General features: G+C 67.0%; 24 protein-coding genes, 1 tRNA gene, 2 pseudogenes and 1 riboswitch. Of the genes and pseudogenes, 7 read left to right on the top strand and 20 right to left on the bottom strand.

Features of this window, described 5'->3' with window-relative positions; all coding sequences use genetic code 11:
• Positions 1-20: 20 nt before the first annotated feature.
• From pcnB to hda, 3 genes are read right to left on the bottom strand one after another with little or no spacing between them, the layout of a single operon-like run.
• A complete protein-coding gene (gene pcnB, locus CFB52_RS03650) occupies positions 21-1,562 on the bottom strand; it encodes a polynucleotide adenylyltransferase PcnB (RefSeq protein WP_059642124.1) in 1,542 nt (513 codons plus the stop codon).
• Between the two features lie 5 nt (positions 1,563-1,567).
• A complete protein-coding gene (locus CFB52_RS03655) occupies positions 1,568-2,245 on the bottom strand; it encodes an HAD family phosphatase (protein WP_011656045.1) in 678 nt (225 codons plus the stop codon).
• 11 nt (positions 2,246-2,256) lie between these two features.
• A complete protein-coding gene (gene hda / locus CFB52_RS03660) occupies positions 2,257-2,991 on the bottom strand; it encodes a DnaA regulatory inactivator Hda (RefSeq protein ID WP_059574276.1) in 735 nt (244 codons plus the stop codon).
• A gap of 253 nt (positions 2,992-3,244) precedes the next feature.
• Here hda and purM point away from each other — a divergent pair, with 253 nt between their 5' ends.
• Positions 3,245-4,300 carry a phosphoribosylformylglycinamidine cyclo-ligase gene (purM, locus tag CFB52_RS03665; protein ID WP_059574275.1) on the top strand — a complete coding sequence of 352 codons (1,056 nt, stop codon included), beginning with the start codon at positions 3,245-3,247 and terminating at the stop codon, positions 4,298-4,300.
• Between the two features lie 107 nt (positions 4,301-4,407).
• Here purM and tet read toward each other — a convergent pair whose 3' ends face one another.
• Complete coding sequence (gene tet / locus CFB52_RS03670) at positions 4,408-5,607, bottom strand: Tet(A)/Tet(B)/Tet(C) family tetracycline efflux MFS transporter (RefSeq protein WP_060011421.1); 1,200 nt, start codon at positions 5,605-5,607, stop codon at positions 4,408-4,410.
• A gap of 56 nt (positions 5,608-5,663) precedes the next feature.
• Here tet and tetR point away from each other — a divergent pair, with 56 nt between their 5' ends.
• Positions 5,664-6,296, top strand: a complete 633-nt coding sequence (gene tetR / locus CFB52_RS03675) for a tetracycline resistance transcriptional repressor TetR (protein ID WP_060011424.1) — start codon at positions 5,664-5,666, stop codon at positions 6,294-6,296.
• A 4-nt stretch (positions 6,297-6,300) separates the two neighbouring features.
• Here the strand turns inward: tetR and miaA are convergent, their stop codons facing one another.
• Positions 6,301-7,275 carry a tRNA (adenosine(37)-N6)-dimethylallyltransferase MiaA gene (miaA, locus tag CFB52_RS03680; protein WP_060011425.1) on the bottom strand — a complete coding sequence of 325 codons (975 nt, stop codon included), beginning with the start codon at positions 7,273-7,275 and terminating at the stop codon, positions 6,301-6,303.
• Positions 7,272-9,257, bottom strand: coding sequence for a DNA mismatch repair endonuclease MutL (gene mutL / locus CFB52_RS03685; RefSeq protein ID WP_059574271.1), 1,986 nt, complete (start codon positions 9,255-9,257; stop codon positions 7,272-7,274). Before mutL ends, miaA begins: the two co-directional genes overlap by 4 nt.
• Positions 9,258-9,440: 183 nt before the next feature.
• Between mutL and CFB52_RS03690 the strand changes: the two genes are divergently transcribed.
• Positions 9,441-10,124, top strand: a complete 684-nt coding sequence (locus CFB52_RS03690; RefSeq protein ID WP_059574270.1) for a DedA family protein — start codon at positions 9,441-9,443, stop codon at positions 10,122-10,124.
• Between the two features lie 90 nt (positions 10,125-10,214).
• Here the strand turns inward: CFB52_RS03690 and CFB52_RS03695 are convergent, their stop codons facing one another.
• The 5 genes and pseudogenes from CFB52_RS03695 to CFB52_RS03720 form a co-directional block, all read right to left on the bottom strand.
• On the bottom strand, positions 10,215-11,027 hold the full coding sequence (locus CFB52_RS03695) for a mechanosensitive ion channel family protein (protein WP_060011429.1): 813 nt from the start codon (positions 11,025-11,027) through the stop codon (positions 10,215-10,217).
• A gap of 13 nt (positions 11,028-11,040) precedes the next feature.
• A pseudogene (locus CFB52_RS35360) lies at positions 11,041-11,376 on the bottom strand (mannose-1-phosphate guanylyltransferase/mannose-6-phosphate isomerase); the annotation flags it as partial.
• An 85-nt stretch (positions 11,377-11,461) separates the two neighbouring features.
• Positions 11,462-11,992 (bottom strand): adenylyl-sulfate kinase, encoded by a 531-nt coding sequence (gene cysC / locus CFB52_RS03710; RefSeq protein ID WP_060011431.1) that lies wholly within the window; start codon positions 11,990-11,992, stop codon positions 11,462-11,464.
• Positions 11,993-12,593: 601 nt separating this feature from the next.
• Positions 12,594-13,427, bottom strand: a complete 834-nt coding sequence (locus CFB52_RS03715; protein ID WP_011544669.1) for a class II glutamine amidotransferase — start codon at positions 13,425-13,427, stop codon at positions 12,594-12,596.
• Positions 13,428-13,628: 201 nt separating this feature from the next.
• Positions 13,629-13,958 carry a carboxymuconolactone decarboxylase family protein gene (locus CFB52_RS03720; protein ID WP_059574266.1) on the bottom strand — a complete coding sequence of 110 codons (330 nt, stop codon included), beginning with the start codon at positions 13,956-13,958 and terminating at the stop codon, positions 13,629-13,631.
• A gap of 130 nt (positions 13,959-14,088) precedes the next feature.
• Here CFB52_RS03720 and CFB52_RS34985 point away from each other — a divergent pair.
• The 3 genes and pseudogenes from CFB52_RS34985 to CFB52_RS34990 form a co-directional block, all read left to right on the top strand.
• A pseudogene (locus CFB52_RS34985) lies at positions 14,089-14,312 on the top strand (AraC family transcriptional regulator); the annotation flags it as partial.
• A gap of 189 nt (positions 14,313-14,501) precedes the next feature.
• Entirely contained in the window at positions 14,502-14,945 is a 444-nt protein-coding gene (yiaA, locus tag CFB52_RS03730) for an inner membrane protein YiaA (RefSeq protein WP_059642197.1), read from the top strand.
• Between the two features lie 37 nt (positions 14,946-14,982).
• Complete coding sequence (locus CFB52_RS34990) at positions 14,983-15,360, top strand: glycosyltransferase family 2 protein (RefSeq protein WP_230971919.1); 378 nt, start codon at positions 14,983-14,985, stop codon at positions 15,358-15,360.
• A gap of 242 nt (positions 15,361-15,602) precedes the next feature.
• On the opposite strand, the gene CFB52_RS03740 is transcribed toward CFB52_RS34990, so the two are convergent.
• The 9 genes from CFB52_RS03740 to CFB52_RS03780 all read right to left on the bottom strand — a co-directional run bounded on the left by CFB52_RS03740 (position 15,603) and on the right by CFB52_RS03780 (position 22,179).
• A tRNA-Lys gene (locus tag CFB52_RS03740) sits at positions 15,603-15,679 on the bottom strand.
• Between the two features lie 108 nt (positions 15,680-15,787).
• Positions 15,788-16,537 carry a tol-pal system protein YbgF gene (gene ybgF, locus CFB52_RS03745; protein WP_006484965.1) on the bottom strand — a complete coding sequence of 250 codons (750 nt, stop codon included), beginning with the start codon at positions 16,535-16,537 and terminating at the stop codon, positions 15,788-15,790.
• A 19-nt stretch (positions 16,538-16,556) separates the two neighbouring features.
• On the bottom strand, positions 16,557-17,069 hold the full coding sequence (pal, locus tag CFB52_RS03750; protein WP_006484980.1) for a peptidoglycan-associated lipoprotein Pal: 513 nt from the start codon (positions 17,067-17,069) through the stop codon (positions 16,557-16,559).
• Between the two features lie 17 nt (positions 17,070-17,086).
• Positions 17,087-18,382 (bottom strand): Tol-Pal system beta propeller repeat protein TolB, encoded by a 1,296-nt coding sequence (gene tolB, locus CFB52_RS03755; RefSeq protein ID WP_059574261.1) that lies wholly within the window; start codon positions 18,380-18,382, stop codon positions 17,087-17,089.
• A gap of 109 nt (positions 18,383-18,491) precedes the next feature.
• The gene (gene tolA, locus CFB52_RS03760; RefSeq protein WP_059574260.1) at positions 18,492-19,547 is read right to left on the bottom strand and encodes a cell envelope integrity protein TolA; all 1,056 of its coding nucleotides are present in this window, start codon (positions 19,545-19,547) and stop codon (positions 18,492-18,494) included.
• The gene (gene tolR / locus CFB52_RS03765) at positions 19,544-19,993 is read right to left on the bottom strand and encodes a protein TolR (protein ID WP_006484943.1); all 450 of its coding nucleotides are present in this window, start codon (positions 19,991-19,993) and stop codon (positions 19,544-19,546) included. The genes tolA and tolR overlap by 4 nt, the downstream gene beginning before the upstream one ends.
• 10 nt (positions 19,994-20,003) lie before the next feature.
• Positions 20,004-20,681, bottom strand: a complete 678-nt coding sequence (gene tolQ / locus CFB52_RS03770; protein WP_059574259.1) for a protein TolQ — start codon at positions 20,679-20,681, stop codon at positions 20,004-20,006.
• Positions 20,682-20,825: 144 nt separating this feature from the next.
• Entirely contained in the window at positions 20,826-21,311 is a 486-nt protein-coding gene (ybgC, locus tag CFB52_RS03775) for a tol-pal system-associated acyl-CoA thioesterase (protein ID WP_059574258.1), read from the bottom strand.
• A gap of 121 nt (positions 21,312-21,432) precedes the next feature.
• Positions 21,433-22,179, bottom strand: a complete 747-nt coding sequence (locus tag CFB52_RS03780; RefSeq protein ID WP_060011433.1) for an SDR family NAD(P)-dependent oxidoreductase — start codon at positions 22,177-22,179, stop codon at positions 21,433-21,435.
• Between the two features lie 180 nt (positions 22,180-22,359).
• Positions 22,360-22,460: riboswitch (ZMP/ZTP riboswitch) on the top strand.
• Between the two features lie 137 nt (positions 22,461-22,597).
• Between CFB52_RS03780 and glyA the strand changes: the two genes are divergently transcribed.
• A complete protein-coding gene (glyA, locus tag CFB52_RS03790) occupies positions 22,598-23,845 on the top strand; it encodes a serine hydroxymethyltransferase (RefSeq protein WP_059574256.1) in 1,248 nt (415 codons plus the stop codon).
• Positions 23,846-23,848: the final 3 nt, after the last annotated feature.

The following is a 23,848-nucleotide window of genomic DNA, read 5'->3' on the forward strand; positions in this document are numbered from 1 at the left end:
GTCGTTCGCCGGCGGGCGCGTCAGTCGTCGGACCCGCCCGCGGTATCCGGCGCCTGCTCGGCGGCACCTTCACCCGGCTTGCGGTTTCGCGCACCGCCGCGGCGGCGCCGCTTGCGGGGCGATTTTTCCTTCGAGCCGCCCTGCGTGAGCAATGCCTCGCGAGCGGCCGCGTCGCCTTCGATGAAATCCGTCCACCACTGTCCGACTTCCGCATCGAGCTCGCCGGATTCGCAGCGTAACAGGAGGAAATCATACCCCGCTCTAAACCTTTGGTGTTCCAGCAGCCGCATCGCGCTGCGGCCCGAGCGTTTCTCGAGGCGCAGTTGGAGGCCCCAGATCTCGCGCATGTCGGCCGAGTAGCGCTTGTGGATCGCGAGTTTCTCGGTCTGCATGTCGAGCACGTCGTCCATCGCGCGATGCAGCGCCGGCACCGGGATTTCGCCCTCGGCCGTGTATTGCTCGAAGCGCTGGCGCATGTCGTGCCACAGCAGCGTCGCGAACAGGAAGCCCGGCGACACCGGCTTGCCGGCGCGCACGCGCGCGTCGGTGTTGTTCAGCGCGAGCGTGATGAACTTCTCGCCCTGCGGCTGTTCGAGCACGACGTCGAGCAGCGGCAGCAGCCCGTGATGCAGGCCTTCCTTGCGCAGCTTCTTCAGGCACGCGAGCGCATGGCCCGACAGCAGCAGCTTCAGCATTTCGTCGAACAGGCGTGCGGCCGGCACGTTGTTGATCAGGTCGGCGAGCGCGTGGATCGGCTCGCGCGTATGCGGCTCGATCTCGAAATCGAGCTTCGCCGCGAAGCGTACGACGCGCAGCATCCGCACCGGGTCCTCGCGAAAGCGCGTGGCCGGATCGCCGATCATCCGCAACAGGCGGGCGCGTACGTCGGCCATCCCGTCGTGGTAGTCGAGCACCGTCTGCGTCGACGGGTCGTAGTACATCGCGTTGATCGTGAAGTCGCGGCGCGCGGCGTCCTCGTGCTGCTCGCCCCACACGTTGTCGCGCAGTACGCGGCCGCTCGCGTCGACCGCGTGCGTGCGGCGATCGAGTTCGTCGCGCTTCAGGCGCCTCGGCGGCTCGGCCGCAGCCGCGGCCGCCTCGGGCGGCGCGTCGACCAGCGCGCGGAACGTCGACACCTCGATCAGCTCCTGGCCGAACTGCACGTGCACGATCTGGAAGCGGCGGCCGATCAGGCGCGCGCGGCGGAACAGGCGCTGCACCTCGGTCGGCGTCGCGTCGGTCGCGACGTCGAAGTCCTTCGGCGCGATGCCGAGCAGCAGGTCGCGCACCGCGCCGCCGACGATGAATGCACGAAAGCCCGCCTGCTGCAGCGTGTCGGTCACGCGCACCGCGTTCTTCGAGATCAGCGCCGGGTTGATGCCGTGCACGCTGGCCGGCACGACGGTCGGCTCATGGTTGCTGCGCGGTTTCTTCGCGCCGCCGCGGGCGCCCTTCGGGGCGCGCGGGGCGGCTGGGGCCGCTTCGTCGGCCGGGGCCGCGGCGGGAGGCGTTTGCTCGGTTTCGTCCTGGCCGAGCAGCTTGCGGATGAATTTTTTGATCACGACGTTCAGAAGAGATCGAGGATACGCCAGCCGCGGTTGCTTGCATGCGCGCGCAGCGTGTCGTCAGGGTTGGTCGCGATCGGGTCGGTGACTTTCTCGAGCAGCGGGATGTCGTTGTGCGAGTCGCTGTAGAAGTAGCTATGTTCGAAGTCGTCCCAGTGCTTGCCGAGCGATGCGAGCCATGCTTCGGTGCGCACGATCTTGCCTTCGCGATAGCTCGGCGTGCCGGTCGGCCGGCCCGTGTACGGCGAGTCGGGATGCCCGTCGGTCGTTTCGACCTCGCACGCGATCAGCGTGTCGACGCCGAACGCGGTCGCGATCGGACGCGTGATGAATTCGTTGGTGGCCGTCACGACGCAGCACAGGTCGCCGGCATCGACGTGCTTGCGCACGAGTTCGAGCGCGGCGGGCGTCATCGCGGGGCGGATCACCTCGTGCATGTACTGCTCGTGCCATTCGGCCAGCTGCGCGCGCGAATACTTCGCGAGCGGCGTGAGCATCGCGCACAGGTACGCGTGGATGTCGAGCTTGCCGGCCTTGTAGTCGGCGAAGAACTGGTCGTTCTGACGCGAGAAGCTTTCCGCGTCGACGATGCCGAGCTTCACCATGAAGCGACCCCATTCGTGGTCGCTATCGGTGGGGATCAGCGTGTGATCGAGGTCAAAGAGTGCCAGATTAGTCATGGAAGCGCATTTTACTCGAAGCGGTTCGGGCCCGTGCCCGGTGGTGTGATGTCGTCGCCGGGACGCGCGAGCATCCGGCGCAGCAGCGGCAGCGTGACCGCGCGTTTCTGCTCGAGCGAGAAGCGGTCGAGCGCGTCGAGCAAGGCCATCAGGCTCGGCATGTCGCGCCGGAAATGGGTCAGCAGGTACGCGGCGATGTCGTCGGTGAGCGCGATCCCGCGCTCCTTCGCCGCGAGCTTGAGCACGGCGATCTTGCCGGCGTCGGACGGCGGCGACAGGTGGAACACGAGCCCCCAGCCGAGGCGCGTGCGCAGATCCTCGCGCACGTCGAGCGCGAGCGGCGCCGCCGGGCCCGCCGCGACGAACGCGCTCGACGGGTGCGCGCGCACTTCGTTGAACAGGTTGAACAGCGCGACCTGCTGCGTGTCGCTCATCCGGTCGCAGTCGTCGATCGCATAGATGCCGATGCGCGGGTCGAACGTGAACGCGCCGAGCGGGCTCTGCGGGCTCAGGTAGCGCGCATAGCCGTACGACGCGTCGCTCACGAGCGCCTGCAGCAGGTGGGTGCGGCCGCTGCCGGGCTCGCCCCAGATATAGAACGACCGGTCCGGCACGGGGCCGGCCGCGAGCGCGAGATCGAGCTTCTGCAGGCGCGTGACGAGCTCGTCGTTCTCCTCGCTCATGATGAAGTTGTCGAACGTGGCGGGCGGCGGCGTGCCGAGATCGAGCGTCAGTTGACGGGACACAGCAGTCACAGTGCGGATCGGTTGAAAAAACGCGTGCCGTACGCCGGGCGCGCGCGCGGGAAGGCGCCTCGGCCGGCTTCACGCGCGACCGTATGCACGGCGGCGCGGCGCGGGCTTCGGCGCGCTTCGCCCGGCGATGAAAACGGGGACGTGTTGACCAAGATGCAATCCCTGACGATTCGGTGCTGGGAATTCCGGCCAACGGGCCGGCTTCGGGTAAAATCGCATTTTACCGACCTTCTCGCATTCCCCCATGAATCCTCCGAAATCCGCTCCCGACGCTCAGGGTCTGTCCTATCGCGACGCAGGTGTCGACATCGACGCCGGCGACGCGCTCATCGACAAGATCAAGCCTTTTGCGAAGAAAACCCTGCGCGACGGCGTGCTCGGCGGCATCGGCGGGTTCGGCGCGCTGTTCGAAGTGCCGAAGAAGTACAAGGAGCCCGTGCTCGTGTCGGGCACCGACGGGGTGGGCACCAAGCTCAAGCTGGCCTTTCATCTGAACAAGCACGACACCGTCGGCCAGGACCTCGTCGCGATGAGCGTGAACGACATCCTCGTGCAGGGCGCCGAGCCGCTGTTCTTCCTCGACTACTTCGCGTGCGGCAAGCTGGACGTCGACACGGCCGCCACCGTCGTCAAGGGCATCGCGCAGGGCTGCGAACTGTCGGGCTGCGCGCTGATCGGCGGTGAAACGGCCGAAATGCCGGGCATGTACCCGGACGGCGAATACGACCTGGCCGGCTTCGCGGTCGGCGCGGTCGAGAAGAGCAAGATCATCGACGGCAGCACGATCGCCGAAGGCGACGTCGTGCTCGGCCTCGCATCGAGCGGCATTCACTCGAACGGCTTCTCGCTCGTGCGCAAGATCATCGAGCGCGCGAACCCGGATCTGTCCGCCGATTTCCACGGCCGCTCGCTCGCCGACGCGCTGATGGCGCCGACGCGCATCTACGTGAAGCCGCTGCTCGCGCTGATGCAGAAGCTGACGGTCAAGGGCATGGCGCACATCACCGGCGGCGGCCTTGTCGAGAATATTCCGCGCGTGCTGCGCGAAGGTCTCACCGCGGAGCTCGACCAGAAGGCATGGCCGCTGCCGCCGCTGTTCAAGTGGCTGCAGGAGCACGGCGGCGTCGCCGATGCGGAAATGCACCGCGTGTTCAACTGCGGGATCGGCATGGCCGTGATCGTCTCGGCGGCCGATGCCGACGCAGCGATTGCCGACCTGACCGCCGCCGGCGAACAGGTGTGGAAGATCGGCACCGTGCGTGCGACCCGCGAAGGCGAGGCGCAGACGGTCGTGGTCTGACGCATTGCCGCAGCAGATGCGGCAAGGAAAGCCGCCCGGGATCGATCCGGGCGGCTTTTTTTTCGGCCGCTCGAGCGCTCAGTATGGCCGGCGCCCCCCCCCGACGCTCAAGCGGACGCTCGCGGCGCATTCGCCGGGCGCGCGCCGGCCAGCAACGGCGGCACGAACAGGTACAGCAGCGCGGCCGCGGCCCACACGAGCCCCGGCCACGTCGTGCGCGTCGACGCGTAGGTCGCGGTGACGACCAGCGGCCCCGCGACGCCGATCAGGCTCGCCACGCTCGCCAGCGTGCCTTGCAGTTCGCCCTGGCGCGTATCGTCCACCTGCCGCGCGAGCATCGCCTGCAACGCCGGCAGCGTCATGCCGCCGGCCGCGAACAGCGGCAGCAGTGCAAACGGCACCCATGAGGCCGTGGCGAACGCGATGACCGCAAGCCCGAGCGCATCGCCTGCCAGCCCCAGTGCGAGCGCGCGCCGCTCGCCGAGCCGCGCGATCAGCGGCCCGATCGCGAACGCCTGCGCGAGCGCGTGGCATGCGCCGTAGCCGGCGAGCGACAGTCCGGCGACCGGCGTCGACCAGCCGAAATGCTCCTGGCCGTACAGGATCCACAGCGTCGCGGGCGCCTGCGACACGAGTGCCACGATCACGTAGATGCCGACCAGCGGCGCGAGCGCGGGCGCGCCGCTCAGCCGGCGCAGGCTCGCGAACGGGTTGAGCGTGCCGGCCGTCCGGCCTTCCCGGGCCGCGCGCGGCCGCGATTCCGGCAACGCACGCCACACGAGCACGAGATTCAGCGCGTTGAGCAACGCGGCCGCGACGAACGGCGCACGCAGGTGCAGCGCGCCGAGCAGCCCGCCGATCAGCGGGCCGGCGATGAAGCCGATGCCCATCATCGCGCCGAGCTGGCCGAAGCGCCGCGCACGGTCGGGTTCGGCCGTCACGTCGGTCACGTACGCGGTCGCGACCGCGACGTTCGCGCCGGTGATGCCGGCGATCAGCCGCCCGACGTAAAGCCACGCGAGCGTCGGCGCGAGCGCCATCAGCAGATAGTCGAGCGCGGCGCCCGCGAGCGACGCGAGCAGCACCGGGCGGCGGCCGAGACGGTCGCTCAGCGCGCCGAGCAGCGGCGCGCACAGGAACTGCGCGAACGCGTACAGCGCCAGCAGATTGCCGTAGTGGGTGTCGGTGCTGCCCGCGCCGGCGAGCGCGCGCAGTAGCCCGGGCAGGATCGGCATCACGATCCCGACGCCGATCGCGTCGAGCAGGACCGTGGCAAGAATGGCAATCAGGGACGGATTCAAGGGCATTACTCTATCGATGATAGAGTGAGGATTATTCCACAGTTTCCCTATCGGTGATAGAGATGAAGGACACAGGCGCGCGGCTGACGCGCGACACGGTATTGCGCGCGGCGCTCGAACTGCTGAACGAAGTGGGCATCGACGCGCTATCGACGCGGCGGCTCGCCGAACGGCTCGGCGTGCAGTCGCCGACGCTGTACTGGCATTTCAGGAACAAGGCCGAGCTGCTCGACGCGATGGCCGAGGCGATCATGCTCGAGCGCCACGGCGCGTCGCTGCCGAAGCCGGGCGACGTGTGGGACGCGTGGCTGGCGGAGAATGCGCGCAGTTTCCGCCGTGCGCTGCTGGCTTATCGCGACGGGGCGCGCCTGCACGCCGGCACGCGGCCGCGCGCGCTGCATTTCAGCTCGATCGAACGCAAGATCGCGCTGCTCGGCGACGCGGGGTTCACGCCGGACGAAGCGGTCGACGTGATGGTCGCGATCGGCCGCTTCGTGGTCGGATGGGTGCTGGAAGAGCAGGCGGCGCCGGACGCGGACGCCGATGCGTCGCTGCCGGACGCGGCCGACTATCCGTTGTTCGCGAAAGGCTGGGCCGTGCTGCGCGAGCGCGGCGGCGACGAAGCGTTCGAGCGCGGCATCGCATGGATCGTCGACGGCGCCCGCGCGCGCCTGGCGGCGCGTCGGGCGGATTGAGCGGTCAGCGCGGCGTGCGGCCGTCGAGCACGCGTTCGAGCGCATCGAGCGCGCGAGCCGTCGAATCCGGCGCGATGCAATCGACGACGATCCGCTCCGGCATCGCGCGCAGCCACGTGATCTGGCGCTTGCACAGCTGGCGGGTCGCGAAGATGCCCTTGTCGCGCATCGTCCGGTAGTCGGTATCGCCGTCGAGGAATTCCCACGCCTGCCGATAGCCGACGCAACGCATCGACGGCAGATCGGGATGGAGATCGTCGCGGCGCCGCAGCCGCTCGACTTCGTCGATGAAACCCGCATCGAGCATCGCGTCGAAGCGCTGCGCGATCCGTGCGTGCAGCACCGCGCGATCCGACGGCTCGAGCGCGACCGGCACGAAGCGGTACGCGGCGGCCGCATCATCCGTGCGGCGCGGCGCGGCGAGCAGCGCCGACATCGGCTGCCCGCTCAGCATGAAGACTTCGAGCGCCCGCTGGATCCGCTGCGAATCGTTCGGCGCGAGCCGCGCGGCCGTGTCGGGATCGACCTGCGCGAGCCGCGCGTGCAGCGCGGGCCAGCCGTCGCGCGCGGCGTCGGCGTCGAGTGTCGCGCGGATCTCCGGGTCGGCACCGGGCAGGTCGTTGAGCCCTTGCGTCAACGCCTTGTAGTACAGCATCGTGCCGCCGGCGAGCAACGGCGTGCGGCCGCGCGCGACGATCTCGCGGATCAGCCGCAGCGTGTCCGTGCGGAATTCCGCGGCCGAATACGCATCGGCCGGGTCGATGATGTCGATCAGGTGATGCGGCACGCTCGCGCGCTCGTCGCGCGACGGTTTCGCGGTGCCGATATCCATGTCGCGATAGACGAGCGCCGAATCGACGCTGACGATCTCGATCGGGCGGCGCGCGGCGAGCGCCAGCGCCGCGGCGGTCTTGCCCGAGGCGGTGGGGCCGAGCAGGCAGGCGATCGTCGTCGGAGTGGGCTGCGAGGAAGCGCTCATTGCCCGCGCATGAAGAGACGGTCGAGATCGTTCAGCGTGAGCTGGTACCAGGTCGGCCGGCCGTGATTGCACTGGTCCGCGCGTTCGGTCGCCTCCATCTGGCGCAGCAGCGCGTTCATCTCGTCGAGCGTCAGGCGCCGGTTCGCGCGCACCGCGTGATGGCACGCGAGCGTGCCGAGCAGCTCGTGCTGGCGCTCGGTGAGCACACGCGAGCCGCCGAACGCGTGCAGGTCGGCGAGCACCGCGCGCGCGAGCGATTGCAGGTCGGCATCCTTCAGCAGCGCCGGCACCGCCCGGATCGCGAGCGTCGTCGGCGACAGCACCGCGAGGTCGAAGCCGAGCGATTCGAGCGTGTCGCGCTCTTCCTCGACCGTGCCGATTTCGACCGGCGTGGCCGTCATCGAGATCGGCAGCAACAGCGACTGCACGGCGACCGAGCGATCGGCGAGCGCGTTCTTGAACTGCTCGTACAGGATTCGCTCGTGCGCCGCGTGCATGTCGACGATCACGAGGCCGTACGCATTCTGCGCGAGCACGTAGATGCCGTGGATCTGGCCGAGCGCGAAGCCGAGCGGCTGCTCGTCGTGCGCGCCGGCGGCGAGCGGCGCCGCGGCGAAGCCCGGCAGCGGCGCGACCGGCGCGTCGGCCGTATCGCGGGCGACGAGCGTCGTGCCGTCCGGCGTGCCCGCGCCAATGTCCTTGCGGCCGAACAGCGCATCGTAGAGCGCGAGCGGCTGCGCGACGGGCAGCGTGCCCTGCGTCATCCGCGCCTGGCGCATCCAGGTGTTGCCCGCCGACGATGAAGACGACGGCGACGAGAAGCCGCTGCCGCCTGCCGCGTGGCCCTGGCTTTGGCCGAGCGGCGTGTCGACGAACGACGCCGGCCCGCGCGGCGCCGGGGAGAGTTGCGCGGCATGGCCGCCCGCGGTGGTTTCCGGCGACGCGCCCGCATGGCGGGCAAGCGCACGCTGCACCGCATGGAACACGTACTGGTGGATCGAGCGCGAATCGCGGAACCGCACCTCGATCTTCGACGGATGCACGTTCACGTCGACGGCTTCGGGCGGCAGGTCGAGGAACAGCACGTACGACGGGTAGCGGTCGCCGTGCAGCACGTCCTCGTAGGCCGCCCGCACCGCGTGCGTCAGCAGCTTGTCGCGCACGAAACGGCCGTTCACGAAGAAATACTGCTGGTCGGCGCGCCCGCGGCTCGCGGTCGGCAGGCCGGCGCAACCGTACACGGCGAGCGGGCCCGCCCGCTCGTCGAGCGGCAGGTGCGCGGTCGCGAAGCCGTCGCCGAGGATCTTCGCGACGCGCTGCGCGGGCTCGGTCGCGTTCCAGTGCTCGACGGCCTTGCCGTTGTGCAGCACCGAGATCGCGACGTCCGGCCGCGCGAGCGCCGCGCGGCGGATCATTTCGAGGCAGTGGCCGAATTCGGTCTGCTCGCTCTTCAGGAACTTGCGCCGCGCGGGCGTGTTGAAGTACAGCTCGCGCACCTCGATCGTCGTGCCGATCGAGCCGGCGGCGGGCGACAGCACGCCCGTCTGCGCATCGATCTTCATCGCATGCGCGGCATCGGCCGTGCGGCTCGTGATCGACATCTCGGCGACCGATGCGATCGATGCGAGCGCTTCGCCGCGAAAACCCAGCGTCGCGACCGCCTCGAGCTCCTCGAGCGAGCGGATCTTGCTGGTCGCGTGACGCATCAACGCGAGCGCCAGTTCGTCCGGCGGAATGCCGCAGCCGTCGTCGGTGATCGAGATGCGCTTGACGCCGCCTTCCTCCAGCACGATGCGCAGCGTCGTCGCGCCGGCGTCCATCGCGTTCTCGAGCAGCTCCTTGACGACCGACGCCGGGCGTTCGACGACCTCGCCGGCGGCGATCTGGCTGATCAGCTGGTCGGGCAGGGGCTGGATCGCGCGCAGCGGGCGCGCGGCGGGGGTGGGCGCGGCGCCCGCGGCCGTTTCGGTGATATCGGACATGGCCGAATTATAGCGAGGCGGCGAACGCGTGCCGGCGCGAGCGGCCGTTACGTTTTTTCACGGAGCCTTAAGGGAGTTTCGGTATCATCACCCCGTTGCACGCGCCGCCCTGGCCGGCAGGCGCGTCGGCCATCTCTGGCCTGTCCCGGCCGTTCCGGCCCCATCGCCTTCGAGGAATCGCATTTGGATACGCTGCTTCATTTCGTCAACCTTGTCCTGCATATCGACGCTTTCCTCGGCGATTTCATTCGGCAATACGGCGCGTGGGTCTATCTCGTCCTGTTCCTGATCGTGTTCTGCGAGACGGGGCTCGTCGTCTTCCCGTTCCTGCCCGGCGATTCGTTGCTGTTCATCGGCGGCGCGTTCGCGGCGACGGGTGAAATGAACGTCGGCCTGCTGATCGTGCTGCTGCTCGTCGCGGCGATTACCGGCAACACCGTGAACTACCTGATCGGCCGCTGGGTCGGCCCGAAGGTGTTCAATACGCATATCCCGGTGCTCGAGCGCTTCCTCGATCGCGCCGCGCTGCAGAAGACCCACTCGTTCTACGACAAGCACGGCGGCAAGACGATCGTGCTCGCGCGCTTCATTCCGGTCGTGCGCACGTTCGCGCCGTTCGTCGCGGGGGCGTCGTCGATGAGCGTCGCGCGCTTTCAGTTGTTCAACGTGATCGGCGCGCTGGTGTGGGTGCTGCTGCTCGTGCTGCTCGGCTATTTCTTCGGCAACATCCCGTTCGTCCGCCAGTACCTGAACGTGATCGTGCTGGTCGGGATCGGCGCGGCGATCGTGCCGGTCGCGCTCGGCGCGGTGTGGAAGCTCGTGCGCGGGCGGCGCTCGAACGGGGCGCCGAAGGCGGGCGGGCGCTGACGCTACGCGCTTCGACGCAATAAAAAAGCGTGGCGGCGGCCACGCTTTTTTTTCGTCCGCGCGGTTCGCCGTGCGGTTCGGCTGCTGCCGTCACGCGTTGCGTTGCGAGACCGGCGTTTCGGGCGTCGGATAGCCGGCTTCGCGGAACGTCTCCAGGATCACGCGGTTGGTGTCGCAGTACACCTGCCAGTAGTTCTCCGGTTGAGTCGACGGGCGCACGAACAGCAGCGGGCCTTCCGGCGTGAACTGCAGCACGCCGACATCCGGTGCCGGCACTTTCAGCACGTTCGGCACCAGTTGGATCTGCGTCTTCAGGCGGTTGATCGCATCGGCCGCATCGACGCTGTTCGCGATCTTCGCGGTCAGGTCGACGCGGCGGTGCGGCGTCGCGCTGTAGTTCGCGATGTTGTCCGAGAAGATCTTGTTGTTGCCGACGATCGTCACGATGTTGTCGGCGGTGATGATCGTCGTGCCGAACAGGCCGAGCTCCTTCACCGTGCCCGTGACGCCGCCCGCGCTGATCACGTCGCCGATCTTGAACGGGCGCAGCACCTGCATGAACACGCCGGCGGCGAAATGCGCGAGCAGGCCGCCCCAGGCCGTGCCGATCGCGAGGCCGAGGCCGGCGAGCAGCGCGGCGAACGAGGTCGTCTGTACGCCGAAGATCTGCAGGATCGCGAGGATCAGCAGGATCGTCAGCAACACGCCGACGACGGAGGTCAGGTAGTCGGTGAGCGTCGGGTCGACCTTGCCGCTGCGGCGCACGACCTTGCCGAGCACGCGCGTGCCGATGCGGATGGCCCAGCGGCCGACGAACCATAGGACGATCGCGGCGAGGAGGTTGAGGCCGAAGTCGAGGCCACGGGTCATCAGGAATTGCTGGGCGGTGGCGAGATCGATCATGCGTTCTCCGAAGTCAAGGGTAAAAGGGCGGCGCATGCACCGGAATGGGTGCGCTTTTATAACCTGACCGGCGAGCGGCCGGCAACCGGGCTGACATTGCTTGACGTAGTGAAAAACGGGCGGGACGTGGATGCGTGCGGCCCGTTTGAGGACGGCCTGTCGTGGCGCGCGGCGGGCGTCGAGTCGCTTGTCGTGCTGCGCGGCCGTAGGTGCCGTCGAGGCGGGCGGTGTCGTCCTCGCCGAGATGCGTGCCCGACTGCACTTCGATCGGTTCGAGCGGAATCTTGCGGGGGTTCGCCGGACGGTGCGTCGTGCCGAGCGGGATGTCGGTCGGCTGGTTTTCAGTCAGATCGCGCCGCGGTGGCCGACGATGGCACGGTGCTCGCGGTGAGGGCGATGCACGACGGGCGGCGGACGACGTTCGACGATGGGCATCAGCCGTTCAACGGCAATTTCCGCATGATCGCGTGCACGCATTCCAGCGGACCTGCCTCGCCCGTGCGCACATGCACGTCGGGCGATACCGGCTGCTCGTAGATCGATTCGATGCCGGTGAACTGCCGAAGGGTCCCTTGCCTTGCCCGCGCGTAGAGCCCTTTGGGGTCGCGCGCTTCCGCCACGTCCAGCGCGACGTCGACGAAGACTTCGAAGAACATGCCCTGCGGAAAACGTGCGCGCGCTTTGGCGCGTGCCTCGCGAAACGGCGAGATCTGGGCAACGATGACGACGAGCCCGGCATCCACCATCAGGCGCGCGACCTCGGCTGTCCGACGAATGTTCTCGTGGCGGTCTGCGTCGCTGAATCCGAGGTCCTGATTCAATCCTTCGCGAAGCCGATCGCCGTCCAGCAGAAAAGTCCGCAGGCCGCGCGCATCGAGTTGCTGCTTCAGCAGGTTCGAGAGGGTCGATTTGCCGGCGCCGGAGATACCGGTGAGCCATACCACGAAGGCATGGTCCTGCTTCATGCTGGAAAGCACGGATGGATCGCGCGTGAGCGTGACAGGGGGAGAACGGGGGAGATCTTGAGCCATCTCGGATTCGATGTGCCGGTAACGGCCTCGTACTTTAATTGTGAAGCGGATTCATCCGTCGGCGAATTGTAGCGGTGCTTTTCAAAATTGGTAACTTGAATATTTTAATCAGGAATAAACGTTCGCCTTCAGTCGGCGTGACGGCGTGCGAGCATCGCCCGCACGGTAATGATTGCCGATCCACCGTAATAATTCGAAATGAATGCGTGTCGCTGACAGGGTTCTCGACCGTGTGTCGATTATTGCCGTGGTTCCCGGTCGGGATGAATCGCAAGGGCATCGATTTTTTTATTCAGCGAAAACTGTGCTAGTGCGCAGCATCCGCTTTCGCCATGCGACTCCGTCGCTCATTATCGAATTGGGGAATTATCCGAGGCGTTTGCCCGATCGTATTCGTCGAGCGACGATTCGTATCGCTTTCGATTGATCTGGCAGTACCGGGCGTCGGCCCGGCGCAACCGGATCGGCGAAACGGCCGTATCGCACCGAAGTACTCGCCACCTGGACGCGCTCGATTCGTCAGGACTGCGGCATGTCACTTGTGCCGCGGCCCGAACGGCCGCTGCTGCACGTCGGCGCCGTGCGCGACGATCGCCATCCCCTCCGGCACTTCCTCCCACGCGCCGCGCAGGTCGACGAGCGGTTCCGACACGACCATGAATGCGTCGTCGCCGGCTTCGGCGATGCGCGGGTTATGTGGATACAGCTCGTGCAGATGCTTGAACGACGTGCTGTGGAACAGCGAGCGCGATTGCCGTTCGCTCGAATAGCGCACCGCGACGATCCGTTCGCCGTCGGTCGCGCAGATCGTCATGTTCAGCGGGTCGGCGACGCGATGCCGCGCGGCGGTTTCCTCGACCACGCCGACCATCCGTTCGAGCGCCGGCAGCGGCGCCTGCTCGAGACCGTACGTGAGCGCGAGGCGGAACATCAGCTCGGAGTCGGTCGAGCCTTCGAGCGTCGGGAACAGCGCGGGATCGACCTTCATCGTCAGGTCGCGGCGCAACTTGTGGAAGTCGCGGATCAGCCCGTTGTGCGCGAACAGCCAGCGGCCGTGGCGGAACGGATGGCAGTTGGTTTCCTGCACGGGCGTATCGGTCGCCGCGCGAATGTGCGCGATGAACATCCGCGAGCGGATCGCACGCGCGGCTTCGCGCAGGTTGCGATCGTTCCATGCGGGATGCACGGAGCGATAGCGGAACGGGAGTTCGTCGGGATGCCCGTACCAGCCGATGCCGAAGCCGTCGCCGTTGGTGGTCGTGGCGCCCAGCTCCGAATGCAGGCTCTGGTCGATCAGCGAATGCTTCGCGCGGAACAACACGGTTTCCAGATGGATCGGATTACCCGTATAGGCGAGCCAGCGGCACATGGAGCGCTCCTTCACGATGTATCGTTCGCGCATGGTAGCCGACTGAGCGGCGTTGCCGCATCGAGGCGAGTCACCGGCAATCGTCATACATGGCGGCCGCATACGCGCGATGGACCACCGTGCGGCCACACTGCCGGCGTGTTGCACCGCAGCCGTTCGACGCTGCGGTGCGGCACGACGGCAGTGCCGCACCGCGTCGGCTCAGTCGCCGAGCGCGTCCATCACACGCGCCGAATAGACGAGCGCCGCGCCGGCATTCAACGCAATCGCGACGCCGAGCGCTTCCGCCACTTCCTCCCGGGTCGCGCCATGCTTGGCCGCTTCGGCCGTGTGCACGGCGATACAGCCATCGCAGCGCGTCGTGACGGCCACCGCGAGCGCGATCAGCTCGCGCGTTTTCGCGTCGAGATGGCCGGTTTTGGCCCCGGCGCCGGACAGCGCCTGGTAGCCGGCCAGCGTGTCGGGCGACAGCTTGGCGATGTCGCCGATACGCGTCGAGAGCTCCTTCCGGTATTCGTTCCAGTTCAGCATGATGCGTCCTTTTTCGAGAAGAGTGACGAGCGCGGCGGCTGCCGCGATCTCGGGCGATGCAAGGCTATTCTGATCGCTCTCGATGAGGGTTTCGATAGGCGGGAGTGTCAATTTTCAGCGCAGTCGTTTCGTGGATGCATGGGGTCGGCTGTTGTCGCCGGGGCGCAGCCATGTCGAGCTCGACATGCACTGCTTGCTCGACGGCCCCGTTCGCGATGCCGCACGGCCCGCTGCCGCCCGGCGAGGCGGCGTTCCATCTGGCGCCGGCCGGAACCTGCCGGCTGCGTGCCGCCGACGCACGCACGCTGCAACGCTCTGACGGCGATTTCGTGCTGTTTCCCGGCGCGTACGACGTATTCATGCTCGCGTGCCGGTGCGCGGCTCGGCCCGCCGGGCCAGGCCGTGCTGCAGCCGCCGGCGCAATCGTGGACGGTCGAATCGCTCGGCGCCGCGGCCGCGATGCCGCGCGCCAAAGCTGCTACCATGCGCAAAACGCAGTTCAACGACAACGATTTCGAACAACAAGAAAGAGAGGGCAAAGCAATGAACCAGACCACCATCCAGCAACCGTCGTTCGCATTCGTGGCCGCGTCGTGGGCCGCGCTGCTCGCCGGTTTCGCGGCATTCCTGATCGGGCTCTGGAACGCCGGCATGCAGCTCAACGAGAAGGGTTACTACTTCACCGTGCTGGTGTTCGGCCTCTATGCGGCGATCTCGCTGCAGAAGAGCGTGCGCGACCGCGCGGAAGGCATTCCCGTCACCGGCATCTACTACGGCCTCAGCTGGATCGCGCTGCTGCTGTCGATCGCGCTGCTGATCGTCGGCCTTTTCAACGCGACGCTGCAACTGAGCGAGAAGGGCTTCTACGCGATGTCGTTCGTGCTCGCGCTGTTCGGCTCGGTGGCCGTGCAGAAGAACACGCGCGACTTGCAGAACGCGAAGCCGCGCTATACCGACGCGGATTCCGCGCCGTCGATCCAGGAATAACGGCGCGCGCGGCGGGCGCCGGATCGACTTCGTCGAGATCGGCGCGAACACCGGCTACGACGAGGAGAGGAACGACGGCTTCGATCGCGTCGATGCGTCGCGTTGCGACATCGTCGGATTCTGCGATGCCGATTGCCGGCCGGCCCGCGACTGGCTCGAGCACCTGCTCGCGCCGTTCGCGCGCGACGCGATCACCTGTCGCGGTGGCGGGGCGGACCGGCCATGCACCCAACGTGTACGCGATCGACCGCGGCAACCATACCGTGTTGTGGAGCGACGCCCGGGGCGATGCGGCGGTGGTCGCTGGACGGCTCGATTCACGCGGCAATCGGCCGGGCGCGTTGCGGGATGCGCTGAATCGTCCGGCGGGGATGGTCGTCGCGCCGAACGGCGATCTGCTGGTCGAAGTCGGTGACGACGGAATCGTGCGATGGCGCGCGTCGGGTGCGCCGTGGCGCAGGTGCCGGTTGCGGCGGCGACGTCCGAAGGGGCCGTGGAGGCAAACTTGCGGCAGCCGTGAGGGGCAGCGCGATCGAGGTTTGCGGGGGGCTTCATCGGCGCGCTCGCGGGTCTCAGCGAAGGGCGTCCAACGCGGCAAAGGCGACAGACGCAAAAAAGCCTCCGCGAGGGAGGCTTTTTTGCACTATCGAAGATAGTTGGTAGGGTGGGAGGGACTCGAACCCTCGACTCTCTGATTAAAAGTCAGATACTCTAACCAACTGAGTTACCACCCCACGTTCTTGAAACCTGCTGGTTCGTTGCCTCGACAACTTGGGCAGCGACCTAAAGAGCAAAAGATTATAGCGACGGGTTGATGGACTGTCAACAACGCGCCACGATAATTATTTGATCGTTTCGAGCTTGCCCTGCGCCGTCTGTGCCGCGTTCGACCCGGCGTATTGCGACACGACCTGCTCGAACGTCTTCTTCGCGGCCGCCTTCTGGCCTTGTTCGAGCTGGTTCGTGCCGATCGCCACGAGAGCGTCGGCCGCGCGCGGATGTTGCGGGAACTTGCTGACGATCCCTTGCCACGTCGCGGTCGAACCACGGTAGTCGCGCAGCGCGTATTGCGCGTTGCCGTACCAGTACTGCGCGGTCGGCTGATAGGGGCTCTGCGGATACTTCGCGATGAACGCGCGGAACGAAGCCGCCGCCGCCTTGAAGTTGCCGTTGCGGAACTGCTGCTGCGCCGCGCTGAGCGCATCCGTTTCACCCGGCTGCACGGTGCCTTCGACACCATCGATCGTCGCCTGCTGCGGCTCGAACTTCTTGAGCCGCGTGTCGAGATCCTGGTAGTACTCCTTCTGCTGCCGCTCGAGCGTCGTCAGCCGGTTCGTCAGATCCTCGTTCTCGCCGCGCAGCGTCGCGACCTGCTGGTTCAGCTGGTCGATACGGCCGGATTGATCGAGGATCGTACGCTGGGCGGCCGACAACTGGCTCGACAGGTTGTCGCTCTTGCTGCGCAGATCGAGCACGGCGCGGCGCGCCTCGTTGTCGTCGAACATGCCGGCGTGCGCCGGCGCGGCCGACCACGCCGCGCCCGCGACGCAGAATGCTGCGGCAACGCGCAGCCAGGTTGAACGGTGCGTCATACGGCGATTCTTCCGTTACTTACTGTTGGTAGACGAGGTCGGCGCGACGGTTCTGCGCCCACGATGCTTCGTCGTGGCCCGTTGCCTGCGGCTTTTCCTTGCCGAGGCTCACGGCTTCCATCTGCGAATCGTTCACGCCGAGCAGCGCCATCGCACGGCGGACGGCTTCCGCACGCTTCTGGCCCAGCGCGAGGTTGTACTCGCTCGTGCCGCGTTCGTCGGTGTTGCCCTGGATCAGCACGTGACGCTGCGGATGGCTCTTCAGGTACTGCGCGTGCTGCTGCATCAGCGGCTGGTACTCGTCCTTCACCGAATAGCTGTCGAAGTCGAAGTAGATGCTGCGCTTCGCGAGCGGGCTGTTCGGGTCGTTCAGCGGATCGACGTTTACTTGCGCGACGTTGTCGGCGCTCGGCTGCGTGCTGACTGCGCCCGCGTTGTTCGCCTTGTCGTCGAGCTTCACACCCGACTTGCACGCGGCGAGCGCGCTGATCATCATCACGGCCAGGGCCAGACGAGCTTTATTCGACATCATGGTTACTCTCCTTGTGGTCATTGCATGAAGGGCCCCCACGACGGCTCGCGAACGGAGCCGCCCTGGACGGACAGGATCTGCGGCGGCGCGCTGCCGTCGGAAGGCACGGCGGCCAGAACGTTGCGGCCACCCGACTGGGTAGCGTACAGAAGGTACTGGCCGTTTGCCGCGAAGCTCGGCGATTCGTCGCGATTGGTATTCGTGATGGCGTTCGCCGCGCCAGTCTGCAGATCCTGAACGTACAGCTTGAAGCCCCCACCCGTGCGGGAGATGTAAGCGAGCAGCTTGCCGTCCGGGCTCACGCGCGGGCTCGTGTTGTAGCTGCCGGTGAAGGTCACGCGCTGCGCGGCACCGGCGCTTTCACCCTGGGCGGGCATCCGGTAGATCTGCGGCGCACCGCCCCGATCGCTCGTGAAGTAGATCCAGCGGCCGTCCGGCGAGTAGAACGGCTCGGTATCGATCGAACTGCTCTGCGTGAGACGGCGCAGGCCGCCCCCGTTCGCGTTGACCGTATAGATTTGCGTATTGCCCGTCAGCGACAGCGCGACGGCGAGCGTGTTGCTGTCCGGCGACCACGCCGGCGCGCTGTTGTTGCCCTTCTGGTCGGACACCATGTAGCGGCGGCCGGTCGGCAGGTCGTGGATGTAGACGATCGGCTTCTTGCGCTCGAACGATACGTACGCGACCTTCGTGCCGCTCGGCGACCACGCCGGCGAGATGATCGGTTCGGTGCTCGACAGCGCGATGCGCGCGTTCTGGCCGTCCGAATCCGAAATCTGCAGCTGGTAGCGATTACCGGTCTTGATCACGTACGACAGGCGCGTGGCGAACACGCCGCGCACGCCGAGCAGCTTCTGGTAGATGTAGTCGGCGATCTTGTGGCCGGCCGTGCGCAGCGTGGTGTCGGTGGCCGTCAGCGACAGGCCGCCAAGGCTTTGCTGCTTCACGGTGTCGTACAGGATGAAGTTGACCTTGTACTGGCCGTTCGCGTCGCGGTTCACGCTGCCGGCGACGAACGCGTTCGCGCCCTTTGCCTTCCATGCGCCGAGATCGACCGAGGCGGTCTCGGGCACGGGCGTGCTGCCTGCGTCGATGTTGGTGAACTTGCCGCTGCGGGCGAGGTCGGCGCGCACGATCGACGTGACCTGCTGCGGCAGGTTCGCCTCGTTCGTGAAATTCGCGGTGGCAATGGGGAACTGGGTCGACCCGACACCGGTGATCAGCACGTTGACCTGGGCGTTAGCGGCGCTGCCCGCCGTAATCAGACACGAGGCCACGAGTGCCCTGAAACCTAGCTTTGTCATCAAACTCATGCTTCTTGCTTCCCGTATGGCTTGGATCGCTGCGCAACCGCAGAGACAGTAAAAATACCCGATTCGTTCCCATCCGACAGCGACGCCCGGAGTGTAAGCGCATTTCGTTTCACTCCGCCGCCTTGAAGGTAATCGTAATGTCGGACGGGGTACGGCCGTTAGAATCGGGCGGCAACGGGACCGACGCGTGGATCGCATTCACCACGGCTTGATCCCACCCCGAATTCCCGCTCGAGCGGGAGACCGATGCGCTCAATACGTCACCGGACGGCGTGCACCGAATCTTGACGACGGTGGTCAGGCCTGCCCGCTCGCCGCCCCAAACGATGTTCGGCTTGACGCGGCGGCGCACCTTGTCGGCATAGCCGGGCGTCGCGGCATTGCCGCCGGAGCCCGTGCCGGTGCCGCTTTTCGCCAGGCCGTCGCCGCCGCCTTCGCCGGCGCCGGACAGGCCTTGTAGTTGCGCGAGTCGCGCGCTGCGCTCGCGGTCGAGCTTCGCGTTCGCCGCCGCATTGGCCTTCGCGCGCGCCGCGGCTTCGGCCTTCGCCTTGGCCTGGGCTTCCGCCTTGGCCTTCGCGGCTGCGTCGGCCTTCGCCTTCGCCGCCTGCTGTGCTTCGAGTTGCGCCTGCTTTTGCTGCTGGAGCTTCTGTTGTTCGAGTTTCTGCTGCTCGGCGAGCTGCTGTTGCCTGAGCTTCTCGGCCTGCTTCTGTTTGTCGCGTTCCGCGGCCTTCTGGGCGGCGAGGGCGGCGGCCTGCTGCGCGGCGAGCTGCGCACGCCGGGCTTCCTCTTCCTGCTGGGCCTTCAGTTGCTGGGCGCGGCGCTGCTGCTCGAGTTGCGCTTCGCGCGCGGCTGCTTCCTGCTGACGCTTCTTCTGCTGCAGCGCGATGTCGGCCTGTTCGTCGCGCACCGGGGCAGGGGGCGGCGCGACCTTCGCGGGCGGCGCGGGCGTGACCACCGGCCGCGGCGCGGGGACGTCGGGCACTTCGGTCCACAGCTCGGCCTCGGCGCCGGCCGGCGTGCTGTTCTGCCACTGCACGCCGTGATAGAGGAACAGCGCGAGCAGCACGTGCATCAGCGCGGCGAGCGCGAACGCGCGCCACGTCCCGCGCTCGCGGGGAGGCTGGAGCGGGTACGCGGATCTGCGCGTGGATTGCTGCCGGTTCATTGCGATTTGACGAGGAGGCCGACGCGCTTGACGCCGCGCGCCTTCAGATCGGACATCACGGTCATGACGGCATCGTACTGCACGGTCTTGTCGGCTGCGATCACGACCGGCTGGTCAGGGTGATCGGCCTGCCGGGCCGAGATGAAGCTGTCGAGCTCGGCCTTCGTCATCGTGTCTTCCTGGGTCGCACCCGAGTCGCCCTTGTACTTGACGCTCATCGTGCGGTCGGCCTTGATGTTGACGACGACGGGCGGCGTCTGCTCTTGCGGCGCGGCATTGCCGACGGTGGGCAGGTTGATGATCGACGGGGCGACGAGCGGTGCGGTGACCATGAAGATCACGAGCAGCACCAGCATCACGTCGATGTACGGCACGACGTTGATGTCGGCCATTGCGCGGCGCGAGCGGCCGCCGCGCATGCTGGATCGGATGGGGCTTCCTGCCATGGCGCGCTCCTTACTGGGCCTGACGCTGCAGGATGTTCGAGAACTCTTCGATGAAGGTCTCGAAGCGGATCGCGAGGCGATCGATGTCGTGCGCGTAGCGGTTGTACGCGACCACCGCCGGAATCGCGGCGAACAGGCCGATCGCGGTGGCGACGAGCGCCTCGGCGATGCCCGGCGCGACGTTCGCGAGCGTGGCCTGCTGCACGTTCGCGAGGCCGCGGAACGAGTTCATGATCCCCCAGACCGTGCCGAACAGACCGATGTACGGGCTGACCGAGCCGACCGACGCGAGGAACGCGAGGTTCGCCTCGAGCACGTCCATTTCACGCTGGAACGACGCGCGCATCGCGCGGCGCGCACCGTCGAGCACGAGGCCCGGGTCGCTCAGGCGCTTTTCCTTTCCCTTCAGGAATTCGCGCATCCCCGATTCGAAGATCCGCTCGAGTGCGCCGATCGTATGGCGGTTGTTGGCTGCGCTCTGATACAGCGCCTGCAGGTCGCCGCCCGACCAGAAGTCCTTTTCGAAGCGTTCGGTCTGCGCGCGCGCGCGGCGGATGGCAAACCATTTGCGGAAGATGAAGGTCCACGACATCAGCGACAGCAGCAGCAGCAGCCCCATCACGGCCTGGGCCAGCACGCTCGCGTTGAGGACGAGGGAAATGATCGACAGGTCTTGAACAGTATTCATAGAGGTTTGAGTAACGTCCCTTCGGGGGTGCCCGGCAAGGGCGTCCGGCGTGCGTGCGGCGCGGCGCGCCGGCCATGCCTGACGCCGAACCTTGCTTAGTATCGAATCAGAACGGCAAGTTCATAGGCTGTGTCTAAACGGCGCTCATGCGAGCTTCGTTGACAAACCAGTCTGCCCGGCGTCGATGACGGGCCCGCGTTGCAGCGCGTCGAGCACGGCCGGCGGGATGGCCGCGGGCCGGATGCCGTGACGGTCGACGCAGCCGAGGCGGATGTGCCCGACCACGAGCAGCGTGTCGCCACACCAGGCTTCCTGCGTGAATTCCACCGACGCGCGGCCGATGCGTCCGGGCCGGCTCGTGATCGTCAACGTGTCGTCGAGTCGCGCCGGCGCGCGGTAGTCGAGCGACGTGTTGCGCACGATGAAGATCGCACCGGTATCGTCGGCGAGCCGACGCTGGTCGACGCCGCAGGCGCGAAGCCACTCGGTTCGGGCGCGTTCGAAGAACTTCAGGTAGTTGGCATAGAAGACGATGCCGCCTGCGTCGGTATCCTCGTAGTACACGCGCACCGGCCAGGTAAAGCCGGACGGCGCTTCCGGGGAGCGGGTGGGCTGAGTCATGGCGCGCATTCTACCGGAAGGCAAAGACCGGATTCGTAACCGATTCGTAACGGAATGTAGTGCGTCGTGGCACACCGTCATGGCACACCGCGGGCCGGCCGGAGGCCGGCCCGCGGCTGCGGGCGACGTGTCAGCCGCGATGGACCGTGAGGCCGGCCGGGGCTTGCGCGACCGGCATCATTTCGATCGTGTTGATGTTGACGTGCGCGGGGCGCGTCGCAATCCAGTAGATCGTGTCGGCGATGTCCTCGGCGGTGAGCGGCTGGACGTTCTGGTAGACGTTCGCCGCCTTTGCATCGTCGCCGCGGAAGCGGACGTTCGAGAACTCCGTGCCGCCGCACAGGCCCGGCTCGATGTCGGTGACGCGCAACGGCGTGCCGATCAGGTCGGTGCGCAGGTTCAGGCTGAATTGTCTGACGAAGGCCTTGGTCGCGCCGTACACGTTCCCGCCCGGATACGGATAGGTGCCGGCCACCGAGCCCAGGTTGAAGACATGGCCGCGACCGCGCGCGATCATGCCGGGCAGCAATGCGTGCGTGACGGTCACGAGGCCCGAGCAATTCGTGTCGATCATGGTCTGCCACTCGTCGAGGCTCGCCTTCTGGGCCGGCTCGACGCCGAGTGCGAGGCCGGCATTGTTGACGAGTACGTCGAGCGCCGCGAATTCGGCGGGAAGGGCGGCCGGCACGGCCTCGACGGCGGCGCGGTCGCGCACGTCGAGCTCGAGCGGCAGCAGGGCGTCGCCGAGTTCGGCGGCGAGCGCGTCGAGACGGTCCTTGCGGCGTGCGGTCGCGACGACGCGATGGCCGCCCTTGACGAAGGCACGGGAGATGGCGGCGCCGAAGCCGGCGGACGCGCCTGTGACGAACACGATCATTGCTGCTCCTGGTCGGTAACGGAATAGCGGGTGGAATCCCCCAAGCCTACTGAGAATGCCGCACCGCGGCAAGGCGGCAAAGCGTGTCGGCACGGGCGCGTAGAGTCCGGCCCCAATTGATTCGGGCGCCCTGCCGCGCGGTTGCCTATTCATGACGCATCCAATACACTAATGCGCTCATCACCCCTGCGTGACTGGCGATAGAACCCTTCGGGTTCAAGGTGGAGCATCCCACCGTGAAGCGCGGGGCGCCGTTTTTGCCGTTCGCCTGGGCAGCCGTTGTGCGCCGTCGCGTGCATCGCCGGTGGCTGTCCTGCCTCGCGTCATACGGATTCTTCCGCCACGTCGAGCTGGTCTCGCCAGCAGCGCACCGTACTCGGCCACTCCGGTCAACCTGTACACACTTAACGGAAACCGTATGTTTGACAGAGCCCAAAGCACCATCGCGAACGTCGATCCCGAAATCTTCGCAGCGATCGAGCAGGAAAACCGCCGCCAGGAAGATCACATCGAGCTGATCGCGTCGGAAAACTACACGAGCCCGGCCGTGATGGCCGCGCAGGGCTCGCAGCTCACGAACAAGTACGCGGAAGGGTATCCGGGCAAGCGCTACTACGGCGGTTGCGAGTACGTCGACGTGGTCGAGCAGCTGGCGATCGACCGTGTGAAGCAGCTGTTCGGCGCGGAAGCCGCGAACGTGCAGCCTAACTCGGGTTCGCAGGCGAACCAGGGCGTGTTCTTCGCGATGCTCAAGCCGGGCGACACGATCATGGGCATGAGCCTCGCGCATGGCGGCCACCTGACGCACGGCTCGCCGGTGAACATGTCGGGCAAGTGGTTCAACGTGGTGAGCTACGGCCTGAACGAAAACGAAGACATCGACTACGACGCGGCCGAGAAGCTGGCGAACGAACACAAGCCGAAGCTGATCGTCGCGGGTGCGTCGGCGTTCGCGCTGAAGATCGATTTCGAGCGTCTGGCGAAGATCGCGAAGTCGGTCGGTGCCTACCTGATGGTCGACATGGCGCACTACGCGGGCCTCATCGCCGCGGGCGTCTACCCGAACCCGGTGCCGCACGCGGATTTCGTGACGACGACGACGCACAAGAGCCTGCGCGGCCCGCGCGGCGGCGTGATCCTGATGAAGGCCGAGTACGAGAAGCCGATCAACTCGGCGATCTTCCCGGGGATCCAGGGCGGCCCGCTGATGCACGTGATCGCGGCGAAGGCCGTGGCGTTCAAGGAAGCGCTGTCGCCGGAGTTCAAGGCATATCAGCAGAAGGTGGTCGAGAACGCGCGCGTGCTGGCCGAAACGCTGGTCAAGCGCGGGCTGCGGATCGTGTCGGGCCGCACGGAAAGCCACGTGATGCTGGTGGACCTGCGTGCGAAGAACATCACCGGCAAGGCAGCGGAAGCGGCACTCGGCGCGGCGCACATCACGGTGAACAAGAACGCGATCCCGAACGACCCGGAAAAGCCGTTCGTGACGAGCGGCATCCGTCTCGGCTCGCCGGCGATGACGACGCGCGGCTTCGGGCCGGCGGAAGCCGAGCAGGTCGGCAACCTGATCGCCGACGTGCTGGAGAACCCGGAAGATGCGGCGACGATCGAGCGCGTGCGCGCGCAGGTCGCCGAGCTGACCAAGCGTTTCCCGGTCTATCGCTGATCG

The organism is Burkholderia sp. AU18528 (genome assembly GCF_002223215.2).
In the GTDB taxonomy this organism is placed as follows: domain Bacteria; phylum Pseudomonadota; class Gammaproteobacteria; order Burkholderiales; family Burkholderiaceae; genus Burkholderia; species Burkholderia semiarida.